The sequence below is a fragment of the Rummeliibacillus pycnus genome (genome assembly GCF_050459865.1).
Classification (GTDB): domain Bacteria; phylum Bacillota; class Bacilli; order Bacillales_A; family Planococcaceae; genus Rummeliibacillus; species Rummeliibacillus pycnus_B.
Genome location: NZ_JBCMNM010000008.1, coordinates 1 through 18,950 on the forward strand (window position 1 = coordinate 1; position 18,950 = coordinate 18,950).

The following is an 18,950-nucleotide window of genomic DNA, read 5'->3' on the forward strand; positions in this document are numbered from 1 at the left end:
GTCTCCGCTAATTCCACTTCTACTAAGATGGTCACACAAGATTTTTATCATAAAAATCAAGCTATTTTTACTTTTTCATTATCCTAGCATAAGCCACTTACAGGGTATCATCAATCGTTTTTTCAGAAGGAGTGTCGGGGCATTTCCCTTCACTATCATTTAACAGAGCTTAAAATTAATAAATAAGTTTTAAGAAGTCTTCTTTTGATACGCCACCAAAGTAAGTTGGAATATCGATTCCTTCTAGCGCTTCTGAAATAGTTTGTGGTTCATATTTTTTTCCATTAAGCACTTTTTCGATATCTTCCATTTCCCCAACACCAAAGAAGTCGCCAAAAATATGTACTTCTTCCATAATACCTTTGTTTACTTCTAAGCGTAGATCAATAAATCCAGAAGGGAATTTTTTTGTACGTTGGATATTGAATTTAGGTGATTGACCATAGTTCCAATCCCATTTTTGGTAACGTTCTTCGGATAGTTTATATATATTTTTCCAATCTTCTTCTGTTAGTTCATAATATTGAATGTTTTCTTCGCCGCCGAAAATGGATTTTAAAATTTCCATTCTAAATTCTTCTACGGTAATTGGATTGTCCATAAAATCTGCAATATTCGCTACACGTGATCGGACCGATTTAATACCTTTAGACTCGATTTTTTCTTTTTTCACTTTTAATGCAGATACTACAGCATCAATATTTGAATTATACATTAAAGTACCATGACTGAACATACGGCCTTTAGTTGAAAACATTGCATTTCCAGATATTTTACGTCCTTCTGCAAGGATATCATTTCGACCTGATAATTCAGAATCAATGCCTAATTTTTTCATAGCATCTACGACAGGTTGAGTGAACTTTTTAAAGTTTTGGAAGGACTCACCATCATCTTTTGTGATAAAACTATAATTTAAGTTCCCTAGATCATGATATACTGCACCACCACCAGATAAGCGACGAACAACAATGATATCATTTTCTTCTACATAATCTGTATTAATCTCTTCAATTGTGTTTTGGTTTTTTCCAATAATAATTGAAGGTTGATTGATATAGAACAGTAAAAATGAATCATCTTCAACATTCAATGTTTTTAATGCATATTCTTCAATCGCTAAGTTAATACGCGGATCGTTAATTCCTTTGTTATCAATAAAGTACATGACTTTCACTCCTTAAACAGTGTCATCAATTATTTTAACTTAAATTTTTAATTTTGTATTGACATTAACATCTGTGTTATAATACAATACATAATAACAAATCAGTAATATAACAGAAAAGCTAAGGAGGAGATTTTCAATGTTAGAAAATGTTGTTGAATTTTTCAAAAACTTACCTGATAAACACTGTGCAGAATGTGGCGAAAAAATTGATGAACAAAGCGAGTGCTATACAAACACATGCGAACATTGCAACAATCTTTAATCTTTTAGTATTTTTATATTACGTACTAAACGTTTCCCAAAAAACGTTTAGTAACTCACTCCCTCGTCTTTTGTCTGAACCACAGAAGATGAACTTATAAGTAAATCGCTTACACAAAAAAGCGTAAAGAGCCTGAACAACTCTTTACGCTTTTTTTACGCTTTAATATATTGATTGACTTTAGGCATAATTTTTGTAGCTAGTAATTCAATAGAGTGTGCCACTGTTTCAAACGGTTGGCCACCAATATCTAACTGTGCCAAAAATCGTGTATGACCGAGTAGCTCATGCTGCTTTAAAATCTTCTCAATTACTTCATCCGGGCTTCCTACAAATAATGCTGTATTAGGACCTGTCATTTTTTCAAAGCCTTCACGATCCAATCGAAATGCCATACCGCGTTGTTTATTGACGTAACCCCAATAGTTTTTGTAGTAGCCATAAAATTCATCACGAGCTCTCTGACCATCTTCTGCAAAGTAACCATGAGCAGTAACAGCCACTTTATATTGTTCTTTTGGATGTCCTGCTGCGATAAATTCACGTTTATAAGCTTCTACCAGTGGCACAAAATACTGTGGATTTCCACCAAGTATCGCAAGTGCTAACCCGGTACCAAAACGTCCAGCTCTCATTGCACTTTCGGGTGTACCACCAACACCAATCCATGTTGGAATTTCTGTTGTTGCTCGCGGTGAAATTTCTGCATTTTTTAATGGAGCCCTTAGTTGGCCTCTCCAGCTTAATCGTTCTTCTTTATTTAATCGTTGCCATAGCTCCAGATGCTCTTCAAATAACTCATTGTACTGTTCTAAATTGTATCCGAATAATGGGAACGATTCGATAAATGCACCTCTACCTGCAATGATTTCAGCTCGTCCATCTGATAGTAAATCCAATGTGGCAAAGTCTTCATATAATCGAACCGGATCAACAGTACTTAATACCGTTGTAGTACTAGTAAGTTTTATATTCTTTGTTTGCTGAGCAATGGCGCTTAGCATAACTGGTACAGATGAAACAGCATAATCTAAACGATGATGCTCTCCAACGCCAAATAATTGTAGTCCTGATTCATCAGCTAATTTTGCTGCTGCCATTACCTCTTTAAGTCTTTCTTTTGCCGATATAGTTTGTCCAGTGTATGGGTTTGGGCCGATATCAGCTAGGGTATATATGCCAAATTCCATTGTCTACTTCTCCTTATTTTTCAACAATTATACGATTGCCAGATGGATCAACTGTGATAAAACCATTTTCTGTTTTTTCGATAGGTGCTCCTATTGTAGTCAATCGGTTGATGACATCTTCATCACGTTCATCTAATTGCACTGTAAAGTTTTGCAATCCGACTTGATTTTTTTTAGGCTGTGGTGCACCTTCGCCATTCCATGTATTTAAGCCGATATGATGGTGATAATCCCCAGTAGAGATAAATAATGCTTGGCTTCCGTAGCGAAGAACAACTTTATAGCCTAATGCTGTATAAAATCTTTCTGCATCCTTCAAATTCGCAACATGTAAATGAATATGTCCCATCACCGTATTTGCTGGTAGTCCATTCCATTCACCATCTTGGCTTTTTTTAATATCATCAAAGTTTAAAGGCACAGTTTTCATAAAAACTTGGTCGCCTGTCCAATTCCATTCTTCTGGAGCACGATCAACATAAATTTCAATCCCATTATGGTCTGGATCACGTAAATAAAGTGCCTCACTTACATCATGATCGGATGCACCAAAATAGATACTATTAAGTTGGAAATACTTGATGATATTTGCTAAGTATTTACGGTTAGGTAAAAGAATCGCAAAGTGATAAAGACCCGTTGTTTTTTGTGGAGATTTATAAGCACCTTCAGGTTGAATAATAGATAAAATACTTGTTTTACCATCCGTTGTGAAAGTTACTCTGTCAGTTGTTTTCTGTAAAATTTGAAATCCAATTACTTCCGTATAGTATTTAGCAGAGCGTTCTAAATCTGATACTTTTATTTCAACATGTTTCACATACATATTCGGTTTATCATGATATTTCATTTTAAGCCCTCTTTTCTTTTACTTACTTTTTGTAACTTACTATATTTTAGTTATTAGATTATGTCAAGTAACTTTAACTTTTTCAGAGGACAAATTCATTATTATTCATAAACGTATTCAGTGGATTGCAACGGAGGGTGGCGACTCCTACGGGAAAGCCGGAGTCCACTGAAAAAGTGTAGTAACACAAATATTTATAGTATATATCTGCTATTAAATGAAGTGGAATTAGCTCCGCTTTCCGTGGGCGAACTGACGAGCCTCCTCGCTTGTGCTCCTGCATCTCTTCGCTAGCTTCGTCGCAGAGAAAATCTCGCTGTGGGGTCTCGTCTAGCTCGTTTTCCCACAGGAGTCTCCGCTAATTCCACTTCAACGAAGATAGCTATACCAGATTTTCTTCATAAATTACATCTATTTTTACTTTTTCAGTGCCCTCGAGCAACGAGAAGGAAGCGGCTCGCCCGCGGAAAGCGCTACCCGCAGTGGAAATCAACAGTCTTCTTTACCTCTAGTTTTTACAAAAGAAAGCTGTTGGTAAATTCTAATTGCAGATTGATTGTATTCTTCAATTACCAATTCGGTTGATTGGAACGGAGGGTGGCGACTCCTGCGGGAAAAGCGGGACAGTCTAAGACCCTGCAGGAGCAAAGCGACGAAGTTGCTTGGCGCCCGCCCGCGGAAAGCGCCACCCGCAGTGGAAATCTAATCCCTATGTCTCGTAAAAGAAAAAAGGCTGTAGACAAACTCAAAATCTCTTGAGTTTATCTACAGCCTAAGACCAGAAGAATATCTGGTCCCAAATTAATATACTAATTTATTTTTCTTACTCTGCAGCTGCTTCTTTTGAGTAACGTTTTGCAAATAGCAAAGCAAAGTATCCACATGTAATCGCTAAGAAGACAACCATGTATATCAATAAGATTCCGCTATTAAATCCGAAGAAGCCCATGTCTCCTGTTGAAATAGCTGCTTTAAAGCCTTGTACTGAATATGTCATTGGTAAAATTGGATTGAAAATATGCAATGCTTTTGGTACTAACTCTAATGGGAATGTACCTGCACTTGTTGTTAATTGAAGAATAAGGACAATAATAGCTAAGAAACGTCCTGGATCTCCTAATATTGTAACGAGCATTTGAACTAAAGCTATAAATGCATAACTTGTGATCAATGCCATTAATATAAATGCTCCAACATTGGCAATTTCAATTTTCAAACCAAATATAGCAATTGCTACAACAATTAAGGATTGGATTAAACCAACTACTGCCAATACAACCGTTTTACTTGCGAACCACGAGAAACCATTCTTAGGTTTGATTGCTGGTTCTACTAATGGGAACACAATTGAAATCAGTAATGCCCCAACAAATAATCCAAGTGATATGAAGTAAGGCGCAAAACCTGTACCATAGTTTGGTACTTTGTTGATTTCTTGTTTTTCAACACCAACTGGTTCACCGACCATATCATATGTTTTTTGTGTTGCATTTACACTTGAAGCTGTCTTATGCGCATCTGCAAGATTTGATTGTAATGTACCAGCTCCATCTTTCAATTCAGTTGTACCATCTGCAAGTTGTTGTGAGCCATCTGCAAGTTGTACTGCTCCACTTACTAACGACTCTGTTCCATTACTTAATGTTCCTAAACCACTTGCTAATTGACCTGATCCGGTTTGTAATTGACCAAGTCCATTATTAAGAGAAGCGATACCAGTATTTAGTTGACCTGCTCCAGTATCTAATTTTTTTGCACCTTCAATTGAAGTGCTCCAATTAGAAGCAAGTTTATCTGTACCCGCTGCTAATTGTTTTGTTCCTGGAGCTAATTCGCTACTGACAGATTTGTTCATCTTATCTAAAACAGTTGAAACTTGTGCAGCACCTTGTTTTAATGCTGTTAAATCGTTTGTTGTTGGTGCTTTAATGCCTACAACGCTGTTATTAAGTTGTGTTGTACCTGCACTTAACTTAGTTGCACCTTCATTTACGTTAGAAGCACCTGTATCAATCGCAGTTGCAGTTGCAAGTAACGTTTTTTCTTGATCTGCAGGAAGATTCATCGCTTTTATTTGAGCGATTAATTGTTTTGTACCTGCAGCAAGTGATTTTGTTCCTTTTGTTAAGTCTGATGCACCATTGTTAAGATTAGCTACTCCAGTTTGTAGTGATGAAATTTGTGATGGCATTTCTCCTAAGCCTTTAACAAGTTGTGAAACACCATTTGACACATTACTTGCACCAGGAGCTAATTGTGATAACCCTGAACTTAATGTACCGACACCATCATTTATTTTTTGTGCACCATTATTTAAAGCATTGATATTCGATGTGTTACCTTCTAATCCTGAAACTAAGGTTTCAGTTCCCTTTTTAAGATCAGATGATCCACTTTGTAATTGGCTTGAACCATCTTTTGCTGAATCAATACCATTTTTTAAATCGTTTGAGCCAACTGCTGCGGATTTGGCACCATCAGCTAATTGTGTTGCACCGTCTTTTGCAGACTTGATACCATCATTCAATTGATTAGCACCTTTACCAAGCTCACCGGCACCTTTTTCTAATTTGCCAGCACCATCAGCCGCATCTCCAAAACCATCGCCCATTTTTTTAATATTAGCATATAGTGTTTTGGCATAAGTAGCTGAAACTTGTTTGTTTACTTCTTTACGGACTAATTCCACCGCTGAATTACCAATTTGTCCACCTAAGAAGTTAAATCCTTCATTTGGTTTATAAATAATTTTCATTTGTTCAGGGTCATCTTCTAAAATTGAAGCTGCATTTTTTGAAAAATCTTTTGGAATAACAATTTCCAAATAGTAATCTCGATTTTTTAATCCTTTACTTCCTTGCTCTTGTGATGTTTCAGTAAACTTAAAATTCTTACTCTTGATCAGATTATCAACGAGTTCTTTGCCGAATTGTTCTTCCTTGCCTTCAATAGTAGCACCTTCATCATTATTAACGATTGCCACTGGCAGATCTTCTAAGTGTGCATATGGATCCCAAAATGCCCAAAGAAACATACCTGCATACAGAACAGGGACAAATAAAACGGCAATTATAGCAATCAGAACTTTTTTAGACTGAAAAATCTTACTCCATTCTGCTTTAATCACAAATTACGCCTCCTAAAAACTAATTGACCAATTCCCTCACTCGGTCACACTCTTGCAAAAAAAGAGTCTCACGGTAAGAGACCTCTGAAAATAGTATTTTGAAACAATAATGCAATTCTTTCTTCAGATAATTCCGAATCATGCGTTGCACCCCAGTCGGCTACAAAACCAATATATGCTTTAAATAATAAATATGCCACAAGTTCAGAATCACATGGGAGTAATTCTTGCTTACCTATTGCAATATTTATTTTCTCAGCAATATAAGAAACAATTTCTTTTTCTATACGAACTAACATCGTCTTAACAGTTGGTGTTCGAAGTTCTTTTTCTTCTTCTACCAATTTTGCGTAGAGCTGATGTACTTCTCTAAACTGCAAAATTTTCATTAAAACATTATGTGCATTTTCTTGAAATGGACGATCTGGTACAATTTCTTCTTCTGCTGTTAATTTCATTTCCGAAATCATTTTAACGGCAATTTCTTGAAAAAGAATTTCTTTATTTTCAAAAAAAGTATAAATTGTACCTTTCCCTACATTTGCAATTTTCGCGACTTGATCCATTGTTGTTGCTTTGTATCCAAAAAGAGAAAAGGATTTGGAAGCTGCTTCTAGAATTTCTTGTCTCCGATCCATTTTGTTTCTCACCTACTTTCTCCCTTAAAAATGACCAGAAAACATTTTCGGTCATCTGGTCATTTATTTTACACTTATAGTTATTTAGTTGCAAGTCATTTTTTAAAAAAATAATTAATGATCGTCTGCAGAAGAATCATTCATGTCCATTCCCATGCTTCCATCATCTTTATCTTCTTTTACTTTGCTCATATCAGGATTTCCTACCACAATTTTTTGTTTAGGCATAGTGTGTAAGCCACGTGCTGTTGTATGAGCGTACATGTAATAAACTCCATCATGATCAAATTTAGTGGTTGCTTTGTATATGCCATCCTTATCTAATTTACCTTCCAGCATTTGCCCATTATCACGATTGCCAGATTCCCATACTTCAAATTTTACTTCGTCAGCGTCATTCACAGCTTTGCCACCTTGAGTAACATGGGCAACTAAGTCTACATCTTTTCCTGCTTCTTCTTTTTCAGGTGTTTGGATATCAACTTTTACTTCAACTGAGGTTCCTTCATTATGTGAAGTTGAATCGTCTGTTTTATTTGCATTGTTACATCCTGCCAGAACACCAGCAATCATAACTAAACTAATTAATAACTTCTTCATCACTAAAACTCCCCTATTAATGGTATTTGTATCTTTACAGTTGTTCCTTTACCTAATTCACTATCAATTTGCCAATTTCCTTTATGATATTTTACAAGTTGATCGACAATTGAAAGACCTAAGCCACTCCCACCATCGCTTCTACTACGTGCCTTATTGACTCGATAAAATCGTTCAGCAATATGTGGCAAGTCTTCTTTTGGAATCCCAATACCATGGTCTTGAACTGTAATGACAGCAAAATCCCCTTCTTTTTTAGCACTCAAGATCATCTCTGTCTTTTCTTCTGAATATCGAAGAGCATTTTCTATTAAATTAATCAAAATTTGTTGTATTTTTTCTTCATCAGCACTGATAATAATTTCTTCATCAATATCTGTTCGTAAAGTGATTGCCTTTTGGTGCATTTGTTGCTGTGTTATATGCACCACTTCACGTATTGTTTCTGCAAGTGGTAATGGATATAAAGTTTTGGAATCTTGTTGGTCAACTGCTCTTGATAATTGAAGAAGCTCATTCGTCAATTTTTCCAATCGATTTGCTTCACGTACAATTAATGCTAATGTTTGTTGTCTTTGTGATTCCTCGATGTAGCCATGTTCTAAAGCCTCACCATAGCCTTTCACATAACTAATAGGTGTCCGTAATTCATGTGAAACTGTAGTCAAAAATTTCTTTTGTGCCTCATCCTCTTGCTGAATGGATGCGGCCATCTTATTAAAAGTTTGTGCAAGATGACCAATTTCGTCTTTGGAATTCACTTCAACACGAGTTTCATAATCGCCCACTGACATTTTTTCTGCTGCATTTTGTAATTCTTTTAATGGTTTCATAATATGTTTTATTCCTTTATATACGCCAAACCCTATTAAAAATATGAAAATCAATGCACTGCCTAGTAAAATAAAAACTTCTTTTGAAGCCATTTCTGTTATTTTCGCAAGAGGAAAGTAAATATAGATAATTCCTTCTAATCGATTTTGGTCTGTTAATGGAATAATTGCTGAAATTACTTGGCGATCAAATCGTTTTTCATAGCCTTTTTTTGTAATTGTTTTTCCCTCTAAAAGTTGTGCTCTTTCATCTGAACCAATCAAAGTGTCATAGTCGATATCGAATGGTACGCAAGCGCTTAACTCTCTGGGATTCCGAACCGCAAATACATTGACATTTGAATAGGAATTGTATTGGTTGATTTTGTTGATAAAATCATCTGTTACTTTTCCTCCATCATACATTGTTGACAACTTTCCACCAATTTCAACCATCGAATTTTCAACATCTTTTACATAAAGTCCCTCATATAAGAAATTTGTAAGAACATACATGAATAATATAGTGATAGCTAAAAATGCTACGATAATGGCCCAAATTCGTGTAGATAACTTCTTCATTTGGAAACCTCAAATCGATACCCTAGCCCCCAAACAGTGTGTATAAATTGTCCTGCTTCAGGACCAAGCTTTAATCTTAACGTTTTAATATGTGTATCGACCGTTCTAGTACCTCCACCGTAATTTAAACTCCAAATTATTTCCAGTAATTGTTCTCTTGTATAAACAACATTTTCGTTTTCCATAAATAAATGTAACAATTCAAATTCCTTTAAAGTTAATGGTATGACGTTACCCGATACATATACTTTTCGAGAAACCTCATCTAACTTAATAGGCCCCTTTAAGATAAGCTTGTTTGCAACTTCTATCATTTCTCCACTAGCTCTTCTAAGTACCGCTTGGATTCGTGCTACTAATTCATTTGAAGTGAATGGTTTTACAACATAATCATCAGCACCAATTGTTAATCCCTTTACTTTGTCCTCATTTGCATCCTTCGCTGTTAAGAAAATAATGGGAACATCTGATTTTTTTCTGATTTCGGTACAGACCTCAAAGCCATCCATCTGCGGCATCATAACGTCTAAAATAATTAAGTCTACTTGATACTCACTTAATGTTTTAAATGCATCATTTCCACCACTGGCTTGAAGTGTTTGAAATCCTGATTGACGCAGCATGACATTAATCAAATTTCTCATATCTTGTTCATCGTCTACTATAAGTATTGTCGCCATTTAACTGCCCTCCCTTACAAGTAATTGAAAAGGTCCTTTTCCGACATTGATCGTTTTGACTATCTTTCCATTTTGTAAAAAATAGATATGGTGATCATCATAGCCAGCAACTGCTACAAAGTTTTTAAATACATTCACAGAAAATGGATTCGCACCAATCTCCCACTCATGTTTGATTTTCCCATCCAATGTCACTTCTGAGAGTACACTATCACCATGGCTAATTACATAAACTCGATTATCATTCTTCACAAACCCAACAGGCATCATCGGCATTTTAATCTGTGATATTTTCTTACCCGATTCCAGATTAAAAATATCTACTGTTGAATTAGGTTTTATTCCCTCACCATGCCCCCCAAGCCAAAGTTGATCATCATTTACCACTACCATACCATTAGATGACTTTTCAATAGTCCATTCTTTTAGTGGTTTTAAACTCTTTGTTTGTAAAATGGAAAGCTTTGTATCTTTATAATTTACGACAAATAGCTGGTTGTCATGAATTAACATTGCCATCGGATAATTGTAAACTTTTTGATCAGCCATTAATTTACCATGTTCGTTATAAGCCGCTACCCGATTGGTTTTTCCATTTGCTATATAGATTTGATTATGTATCTCATCATAAATGGCATTAGTAACTCCAACTCCTGTATCAATAGAATATAGCTGCTTGCCTGTTGTTAAACTATAAACTACTGCTTTTTTCAACTGAAACCCATACAGCAATATTTGCTGTTGGTTAATCAATGTAGCACCCGTATATCCTTCCTCTAACTGCCAGGTTGAAAACACTTTACCTTGATCGTTAATAAAACTAATAGACGGAGCTTGTATATTTACCGATGCAATAAAATCCTGATTGTTTGAAATTGCAGGATAATTCTTTTGCCCACATCCCGTCAAAATCAGAACAAAACTTAAAAGAGATAAAACTATTAATTTTCGCCATCTCATAGTCAGCACCCCCTTCTCCAATTTTACTGTGAAATTGTGAAAAATAAATGAAGTACAATGGACAGATTATGAACAATTTATTTTAGGCATATTATTACTACTAAAAAACTCCATCTCACTTTAGAGATAGAGTTCTGTTTGAAATATTGAAGCTAATACTTCTGTTGCTGTTTTTTTCCCTTGAGCTATACAATCAGTTAGTCTAATGCCTTCATAGGAATTTCCTGCAAGTCGTACTGTTGGATAAGCAGCATGCAATTCTTTTTTTGCTTGATCCACTCTATCTCTATGACCAATTGTATACTGTGGCATCGCATCTTTAAAACGAGATACAATTGTATTAATTGGCTTTTCATCTACTTTCAACATGCCCTGTAAATCCTGTAACACGACTTTTTCAATCTCATTATCTGATAATTCAACGACTGATTCATCGCCAGAACGACCTAAATAACTTTTCAATAAAATGTAATCTTCTGGAATAGTATGTGGCCATTTACGGTGGGTAAGAGAACACGCAGTAATCGAATAATCACTATTTCGTGATACAACTAATCCATTACCATCAAATTTTTTCTTGATAGCATCTTTTGGGAAGACCATAGATACAGTAGCAATCGTATTGACAGGAATTTTGAGCAGACTCTTCAAAAGCCCTTCTTTTGAAAATAGTTTAGTGGCTGCATAGTGTGGGGTAGCGACAATAACACCATCAACAGGAATAGCATTTTGATTGTTTAATAGCAACATGATTCGATCTTGTACTTTAGAAATACTTTCAACTCGAACACCTTTATAAATAATTGCCATTTCTAACGATTTTTCTAATGCAATAATTAGGCTATCTAAACCATTCTCAAAAGTATAAGAAGTAGGTTTAAGTTTCCCCTCTTCTAGTTGATTATTTTCCTTCTGAATCCCTTTTATTATACTTCGATGCTCTCGACAAACTTTAGCTAGGGTTGGGATTGTCTCATGTAAACTTAATTGATCGATATCACCCGAATAGGCGACTGAGACACTAGGTTCGATTAAGTTTTCAACAACTTCCTCTCCAAATCGCTTGCGCAAAAATCCCCCTAATGATTGATCTTCTTTTACGTTGGATGGAGGAAGTAACAAATCACAAGCCGCCCTTACTTTGCCACTCCAAGATATAATATCTGATTTAGCAAAGGGTAGCATTTTGGTAGGTATACCTAATATTGAACCGTCAGGAATTGGAGAAATTTGCTTATTTACTGCAACATATGTTTTTCCTGGCACATTACTAATTAGCTGATTGTCTATACCTAATTGTTTTGCCAATTCTTTAACTATTTGATCCCGTTCAAAAAAAGAATCTGGACCTCTCTCAATGATAAAATTATCTTTTCGTACTGTTTGTATTTTGCCACCTAGTCTGTGAGTTGCTTCGATCAAGACAATTTCAAGCGGTAGCTTCTGATCCTTTGCCTGTTGTTGCAAATAGAACGCAGCTGTTAAGCCCGTAATCCCTCCACCGATAACGGCAACTCTTCGCTTTTGTTCAGTCACATCAATCATCACTTTCACTTTCTATTAGGCATGAGCTAACGTTTTTTGCACTACATCTGCCAACGCATCGATAAATAATGGATTGTCATTTGGCATTTTAGGACGATGATATTTTGCCCCTAATTCTTCACATACTGTTTTGCATTCATAATCGTTATCGTAAAGTACTTCTAAATGCTCTGCTACGAAACCTACTGGTGTGTATACAAATGAACGATATCCTTTATTGTTAAATAGGTCACGAGTTAAATCTTGAACATCTGGTCCAAGCCAAGGATCTTTTGTTTGACCAGCAGATTGCCAACCGAACTCCATATTTTTCACACCTGTACGTTGTTGAAGAATTTCGGCAGTTTCATGTAATTGATCTGCATATGGGTCACCCATTGCAATAATTTTTTCTGGAAGTGAATGAGCGCAAACGATTAAACATGCTGTTTCACGTTCTTCATTAGACATAGCAGCAAATTCTGCATTAATTTTTTCTGTCCAGTATTGAAGATATTTTTCTTCTTTATACCAGCTATCAATTGTATGAATTGTTAATTTGCCACCAAGTTCAGCAGCTTTATCCGTAGCACGAGTGTTATAAGATTTCGTTGAGAATGATGAGAAATGTGGTGCTAAAACAAGTGATACTGCTTCAGTAATACCATCATTATGCATTTGTTCTACAGCATCTTCGATAAATGGTGCAATATGTTTTAGACCGATATAAACTTTATATTCCACTTCATCTTGAACTACGTTTAAACGTGACTCTAATGCCTTAGCTTGTTTTTCAGTTGTTTCAGCAAGTGGTGAAATACCACCGATTGCTTGATAGCGTGTACGTAAATCTTCTATATGTTCATCACTTGGACGATGTCCGTGGCGAATATGTGTATAGTAAGGAATTAAATCTTCATCAGTTTTTGGCGTACCATATGCCATCACTAATAGTCCGATTTGTTTTTTCATTATCATGTCACCTCAGTAAGTATTATGAATGCGCTTTTATCTTTTGCGCACTATATTCGTGTATTAATGTAGTCAATCGTTTTAACACGTCTGGATCTACAGATGGGAATACACCATGACCTAAATTAAATATGTGACCAGGTACTTCTAACCCTTGATCTATTATTTCTTTTGTACGAGCTTCAAGTATTGACCAATCAGAAAGTAATAATGTTGGATCTAGATTTCCTTGTACTGGCTTTGTGATTCCCATTGCACGTGCTTCTCTAATTGGTAAACGCCAATCTAAGCCAACAACATCTAAAGGTAACTCTTGCCAATCTAATGCTAAATGGCTTGCACCAACACCAAATAAAATCATTGGTACACCTTCACCTTTTAATTCGTTGAAAATACGTGCCATAACAGGTTTGATAAAGATATTATAATCACGTTGACTTAGTGCACCTACCCAAGAATCGAAAATTTGGAACGCTTTTGCACCAGCTTTAATTTGAGCTTTCAAATCTGTGATAATCATATCGCCAAGTTTATCCATTAAAACAAACCAAGCTTCAGGTTGTGATACCATAAATGATTTAGTTAATGCATAGTTTTTAGAAGGGCCACCTTCAATCATATAACTTGCTAACGTAAACGGTGCACCTGCAAAACCGATTAAAGGTACATCTAATTGTTCTTCTGTCAATAATTTAATCGTATCAAGTACGAAAGGTACATGTTCTTCTGGATTAAATTCTCGCAGATTCTTTACATCCTTAGCAGAGCGAATCGGATTAGAAATAACGGGACCTACACCGCCCATAATCTTGACATCAACACCCATTCCTGGCAAAGGTGTCACAATATCTTTATATAAAATGGCAGCATCCACACCATAGTTCTGAACAGGTAAATGTGTAACATAAGCACATAACTCAGGTTGATGTGTAATTTCTTCTAGTGAATATTTTTCTTTTATCTTGCGGTATTCAGGTTGCGAACGACCTGCTTGTCGCATATACCAAACTGGTGTATAGGCTGTCCTTTCACCTCGTGCTGCGCGTAATAGCGTATCATTAAATGTTCTCATGAACAGTATTCAATCCTTTCATCAATTCAGTAATTATTTAATTCGACAATGATATCCATTTTCATGATAGACGTTTCTTTATGCGTTGTATAGTTCAACGGACTTTTTGTTAAAAAAATGTATAAAATGGTGACATCTTTTTGACAAAGTGCAAGTCATGATATTTTTATATTTACGGGATATACTATTATTAACTTTCACTGGTAAACTTTATACTTTTTGTTACGGAAGCGTATAATGAAATACAATGTTTACTTATGTTCCTAAAAACAAGAGATTAAAGAAAATATTAATGAGCCAATTTTATAATGCAAGAACATTTAATGTTTATACTTTTGTTCATTATGGAGCGGAAGACGGCGACTCCTACGGGAAAAGCTTGAGCTGAAAGCCCCGCAGGAACGTAGTGACGAGGAGATTGAAGCCAAGCCCGTGGAAAGCGCCGTCTGTAGCGGAATTCTCAAATCTGTATATTGAATGCTATTTTAAGTTAAATTTGTTTGTATTTATAAAACAAAAACAGATTAATGAAATTGATTTTAATAGGAGGAATTTATATGTTCTTATATTTAACTTCCGGCACACCTGAATTTATGGAGTCCCTTCAAAAGAAATATTCTAAAGAACAAATGATTGTATTATACGGTCAAGGAAATACGGTTTTACTTCATGAATCAGATAAAAAAAGTGTATTTGCTACACCTCGAAGCTATGAAATCATTAGAGAAATCAATAAGTTAGATGAACATGGATTTTTTGTTTTAAATCATATTCCTGTTAAAAGTGAAAGTCGTAAATTATTTGAAGATCGTTTTTATGATCGAATTCATACAATTGAAGAGGAACCCGGTTTTATCGCTTTTCGCTTGCTACGCCCACTACATGACGAAACCTATATTTCACTTACTGAGTGGAGTGGACCTCATTCATATGAAGCTTGGAAAGCATCCAACACATATAAGGAAATTTATGAAAATAATACATCAACTAATGGCGTTGATCGGAGTAATATTTTCACAAGTGCTCCTTATGCTAAAACCTTTATAACAAGTCGTCCCGAAGAAGAAGAGCTATAATTAATTAAAAGTCGAGTGTTTTACTCGGCTTTTTTTGTTATACTTGAATTATTCTGGAGTACAATTATTTTCCATTAAAATTTTAAAATTTTCAAACAGGAGTGATTAATATGTCAGAACAGTTATTACAAGTAATTTATAAAGAACTTGAAGATTCGTTTGATGAAATGCAAGCAATTCGTCGTTACTTACATATGCATCCTGAAGTCTCCTTTCATGAGTATAAAACTGCTGAATACATTCAAAATTTCTATAAACAATTAGAAATTCCGTTTGAAGCAAATTTTGGTGGTAATGGCATAGTTGCTCGTTTTTCAGGTGAAAAACCTGGAAAAACAGTTGCACTAAGAGCCGATTTTGATGCTTTAGCGATTCAAGATGAAAAGGAAGTTTCGTATAAATCAACTGTTGCTGGCGTATCTCATGCATGTGGTCACGATGGACATACGGCAACATTACTCGTATTAGCAAAAATATTATGGAAACATCGTGCAGAACTTCCTGGCACATATGTAATCATCCATCAATTTGCTGAGGAAGTTGCTCCTGGAGGTGCTAAACCAATGATTGAAGCTGGCTGTCTAAATGGTGTGGATGCAATTTTCGGTACTCATTTATGGTCTCAATTCCCTTTAGGCTCGATCAATTATCGAAGTGGTGCAATGATGGCAGGAGCAGACAAATTTGATATAAAAATTATAGGAAATGGTGGACATGGTGGTGCTCCACATACAACAGTTGATGCAGTTACTGTAGGTGCGGAATTAGTCGTCCAATTACAGCAAATTGTTGCAAGACGTATTAATCCAACAGATCCTGCTGTCCTAACTATCGGTTCCTTTCATTCTGGTAGTGCGTTTAATATTATTGCTGGAGAAGCAACTCTTACTGGTACTGTTCGAACATTCGATGTTGCAGTACGTGAACAAATTATTGAAGAACTGGAACGTGTGATTAAAGGAATTTGTCTTGCGGCAAATGCAGATTATGAGTTTCATTATTTAAGAGGTTATATACCTCTGATTAATCATGATAATGAAACGAAATTTGTCACTCGTATAGCAGAAACTATTCCCGGGGTAACGGAAATAACTGAAATGAATGCTGTTATGGTAGGGGAAGATTTTGCTTACTATGTTGAAAAAATCCCTGGTACGTTCTTCTTTACGGGAGCTAAACCGAAAGAAGGTACCGCATACCCTCATCATCATGCAAAATTTGATTTTGCCGAAGAAGCCATGCTAGCTGCTGCTAAAACACTTGGTACAGCTGCAATCCTTTATCATATTGAAGTCTAATAAAAATACAAAAGCTATGCATGATAATCTAATCACGCATAGCTTATTTACTATTGTCTATTAATAATAAAAATACTTAGTAATATTAGGATCAAACCAACAACTAGAGACCACGTAAAGGGTTCTCCTAAAAAGATTGTTCCAATTGCTACTGCCATAAGTGGTACTAAAAACGTTGCTGCTCCTACTTTACTAGCATCTCCAGAGCCCATCAATTTAAAGTAAAGTGCTGTTGCAACCGTTACAGCTAAAATACATGCAAATGCAAGGCAAAGAATAAAAGTACCGTTCCATTCAATGGCAGAAATATCTTCTGTTACTAAACCTGCAGTTCCTAAAGCTAAACCACCAATAATATTTTGAATAGCTACTAACCATAACCCATGTACAAGATTAGCAGTTTTTCGAACATAGACTACTCCAAGCGCCCAACCAATTGATGTTATCAACGCTAAAAATACACCCAATAGTGAGATATGTCCTGTAAAACTTTCAAAACTAACAACTACAACTCCTAAAAAGCCAAGTAACATCCCTGAAATTTTTGATTTCGTTAATGATTCTTTTAACCACAGCCATGCAAGTAAAACAACAAGAACTGGCTGTAAATAGACAATGACCGAAAATAGCCCGGAAGGTAAAAATTGTAATCCTATAATTTGAACTCCTTGGAATATAACTGTATTAAATAAAGCTACGATAAAGTATATGTACCAATTTCGTTTCCATTCTATTTGTTTCCATTGTGGTAATAGAAAAAGGGATAGCAAGATTCCCCCAATAAAAGCTCGCAATCCTCCAAATAGTAAGGGTGGAGTATAATTTAAAGCTATTTTGTAAATTGGCCAGCTAAAACCCCATATTGCTACTACAGCAATAATGTATACAAGCGTTTTCTTTTTTGACATCTTCTCCATAAAGTATCTCCTTTGTTGTTAAACGTGTGATTATTAGTTATCCTTCTTTCATTGCCGAAGATAAAATTTCATACGAACGTATGCGAGCTTTGGAATCATAGATATGTGAACAAGCCATAATCTCATCGACACCCGTTTCTGATACAAATGCTCCTAGATCACGAGCAATTGTTTCTTGATCACCGATAAATGAATAATAAAGAGATTGCAATACTGCTCTCTTTTCAGATTCAGACCAATAGTTTTCTAAATCATCAACTGGTGGACGTAATCGCTCTCTAGTACCACGAACAACATTTAGGAAATACAAATATAAGCTTGTCGCTGTTTTTTGTGCTTCCTCATTCGTTTCAGCAGCGATGACATTAACACAAGCGATTGTATAAGGTTCTTTCAATTGATCAGAAGGTTGGAAAGAATCACGATACATACGGAGTGCATCATGTAAATAAGTAGGTGCAAAGTGACTAGCAAACGCATATGGTAATCCTAACATTCCTGCAAGTCTAGCACTAAATAAGCTTGAGCCAAGTAGATAAAGTGGAACGTTTGAACCTTCACCTGGATATGCATGTACATGTCCTTGTGGATTATCACTTAAATATTGTTGCAGTTCTAATACGTTTTCCGGGAATTCTTCACCTGAACCTTGTAAATTTCGACGAAGTGCTTGAGCTGTGATTGGATCTGTTCCAGGTGCTCTTCCTAACCCTAAATCTACACGACCAGGATATAGCGCATCTAATGTACCGAATTGTTCTGCAATCACTAAAGGTACATGGTTAGGAAGCATAATTCCTCCTGAGCCTACTCGAATTTTCTCTGTGCCTTGTGCAATATGACTAATCAATAGTGATGTAGCCGAACTTGCAATACTTGGACTATTATGATGTTCTGCAAACCAATATCGTTTGTAACCCATCTTTTCTACATTTTGCGCAAGCTCTAAACTATTTTGAAAAGAATAAGCTACATCATGACCTTGTAGTACGGCAACTAAATCTAATACAGAAAGCTCAATATCCTTCAAACTCTTTTGATTTTCCACCTAAGATACACTCCCTTTAATAAATCTTTATATCTAAAAATATAGATATATTTTCCCCAAAAAAAGATCAGACTTTTATATATGCTTCTTAAGTCTATTTCATAAGTACCTAGTAATTATTTTGTACACAGCTCCAGATGGCGTTTTCCGTGGGCGAGCGTTGAGCCTCCT

At 35.7% G+C, this 18,950-nt stretch carries 17 protein-coding genes; 3 read left to right on the top strand and 14 right to left on the bottom strand.

Annotation, left to right across the window (positions count from 1 at the left end; genetic code table 11):
• Positions 1-175: 175 nt before the first annotated feature.
• Positions 176-1,168: a lipoate--protein ligase gene (locus ABE048_RS01315; RefSeq protein ID WP_430308682.1), complete on the bottom strand. Its 993-nt coding sequence runs from the start codon at positions 1,166-1,168 to the stop codon at positions 176-178.
• A 139-nt stretch (positions 1,169-1,307) separates the two neighbouring features.
• Here ABE048_RS01315 and yhfH point away from each other — a divergent pair, with 139 nt between their 5' ends.
• Entirely contained in the window at positions 1,308-1,433 is a 126-nt protein-coding gene (gene yhfH / locus ABE048_RS01320) for a protein YhfH (protein ID WP_430308683.1), read from the top strand.
• A 155-nt stretch (positions 1,434-1,588) separates the two neighbouring features.
• Here the strand turns inward: yhfH and ABE048_RS01325 are convergent, their stop codons facing one another.
• From ABE048_RS01325 to hemE, 11 genes are all read right to left on the bottom strand, one after another.
• Entirely contained in the window at positions 1,589-2,623 is a 1,035-nt protein-coding gene (locus ABE048_RS01325) for an LLM class flavin-dependent oxidoreductase (protein WP_430308684.1), read from the bottom strand.
• A 13-nt stretch (positions 2,624-2,636) separates the two neighbouring features.
• Positions 2,637-3,473, bottom strand: a complete 837-nt coding sequence (locus ABE048_RS01330) for a VOC family protein (RefSeq protein WP_430308685.1) — start codon at positions 3,471-3,473, stop codon at positions 2,637-2,639.
• 823 nt (positions 3,474-4,296) lie between these two features.
• Entirely contained in the window at positions 4,297-6,600 is a 2,304-nt protein-coding gene (locus ABE048_RS01335) for a YhgE/Pip family protein (protein WP_430308686.1), read from the bottom strand.
• Positions 6,601-6,668: 68 nt separating this feature from the next.
• Entirely contained in the window at positions 6,669-7,238 is a 570-nt protein-coding gene (locus tag ABE048_RS01340; RefSeq protein WP_430308698.1) for a TetR/AcrR family transcriptional regulator, read from the bottom strand.
• Positions 7,239-7,352: 114 nt separating this feature from the next.
• Positions 7,353-7,838, bottom strand: a complete 486-nt coding sequence (locus ABE048_RS01345; RefSeq protein ID WP_430308687.1) for a FixH family protein — start codon at positions 7,836-7,838, stop codon at positions 7,353-7,355.
• 2 nt (positions 7,839-7,840) lie between these two features.
• A complete protein-coding gene (locus tag ABE048_RS01350; protein WP_430308688.1) occupies positions 7,841-9,232 on the bottom strand; it encodes a sensor histidine kinase in 1,392 nt (463 codons plus the stop codon).
• Positions 9,229-9,912: a response regulator transcription factor gene (locus ABE048_RS01355; protein ID WP_430308689.1), complete on the bottom strand. Its 684-nt coding sequence runs from the start codon at positions 9,910-9,912 to the stop codon at positions 9,229-9,231. Before ABE048_RS01355 ends, ABE048_RS01350 begins: the two co-directional genes overlap by 4 nt.
• Complete coding sequence (locus ABE048_RS01360; RefSeq protein ID WP_430308690.1) at positions 9,913-10,872, bottom strand: YncE family protein; 960 nt, start codon at positions 10,870-10,872, stop codon at positions 9,913-9,915.
• Positions 10,873-10,992: 120 nt separating this feature from the next.
• Positions 10,993-12,417: a protoporphyrinogen oxidase gene (hemY, locus tag ABE048_RS01365; protein ID WP_430308691.1), complete on the bottom strand. Its 1,425-nt coding sequence runs from the start codon at positions 12,415-12,417 to the stop codon at positions 10,993-10,995.
• A 15-nt stretch (positions 12,418-12,432) separates the two neighbouring features.
• Complete coding sequence (gene hemH / locus ABE048_RS01370) at positions 12,433-13,368, bottom strand: ferrochelatase (RefSeq protein ID WP_430308692.1); 936 nt, start codon at positions 13,366-13,368, stop codon at positions 12,433-12,435.
• Positions 13,369-13,390: 22 nt separating this feature from the next.
• Positions 13,391-14,440 (bottom strand): uroporphyrinogen decarboxylase, encoded by a 1,050-nt coding sequence (gene hemE / locus ABE048_RS01375; protein WP_430308693.1) that lies wholly within the window; start codon positions 14,438-14,440, stop codon positions 13,391-13,393.
• Between the two features lie 557 nt (positions 14,441-14,997).
• On the opposite strand from hemE, the gene ABE048_RS01380 reads away from it, so the two are divergent.
• Both ABE048_RS01380 and ABE048_RS01385 read left to right on the top strand, forming a co-directional pair.
• Positions 14,998-15,516: an antibiotic biosynthesis monooxygenase family protein gene (locus ABE048_RS01380; RefSeq protein WP_430308694.1), complete on the top strand. Its 519-nt coding sequence runs from the start codon at positions 14,998-15,000 to the stop codon at positions 15,514-15,516.
• A gap of 110 nt (positions 15,517-15,626) precedes the next feature.
• Positions 15,627-16,814 (top strand): amidohydrolase, encoded by a 1,188-nt coding sequence (locus ABE048_RS01385; protein ID WP_430308695.1) that lies wholly within the window; start codon positions 15,627-15,629, stop codon positions 16,812-16,814.
• A 50-nt stretch (positions 16,815-16,864) separates the two neighbouring features.
• Here the strand turns inward: ABE048_RS01385 and ABE048_RS01390 are convergent, their stop codons facing one another.
• Positions 16,865-17,731 carry a DMT family transporter gene (locus ABE048_RS01390; RefSeq protein WP_430308696.1) on the bottom strand — a complete coding sequence of 289 codons (867 nt, stop codon included), beginning with the start codon at positions 17,729-17,731 and terminating at the stop codon, positions 16,865-16,867.
• Between the two features lie 37 nt (positions 17,732-17,768).
• Positions 17,769-18,779: an LLM class flavin-dependent oxidoreductase gene (locus ABE048_RS01395; protein WP_430308697.1), complete on the bottom strand. Its 1,011-nt coding sequence runs from the start codon at positions 18,777-18,779 to the stop codon at positions 17,769-17,771.
• Positions 18,780-18,950: the final 171 nt, after the last annotated feature.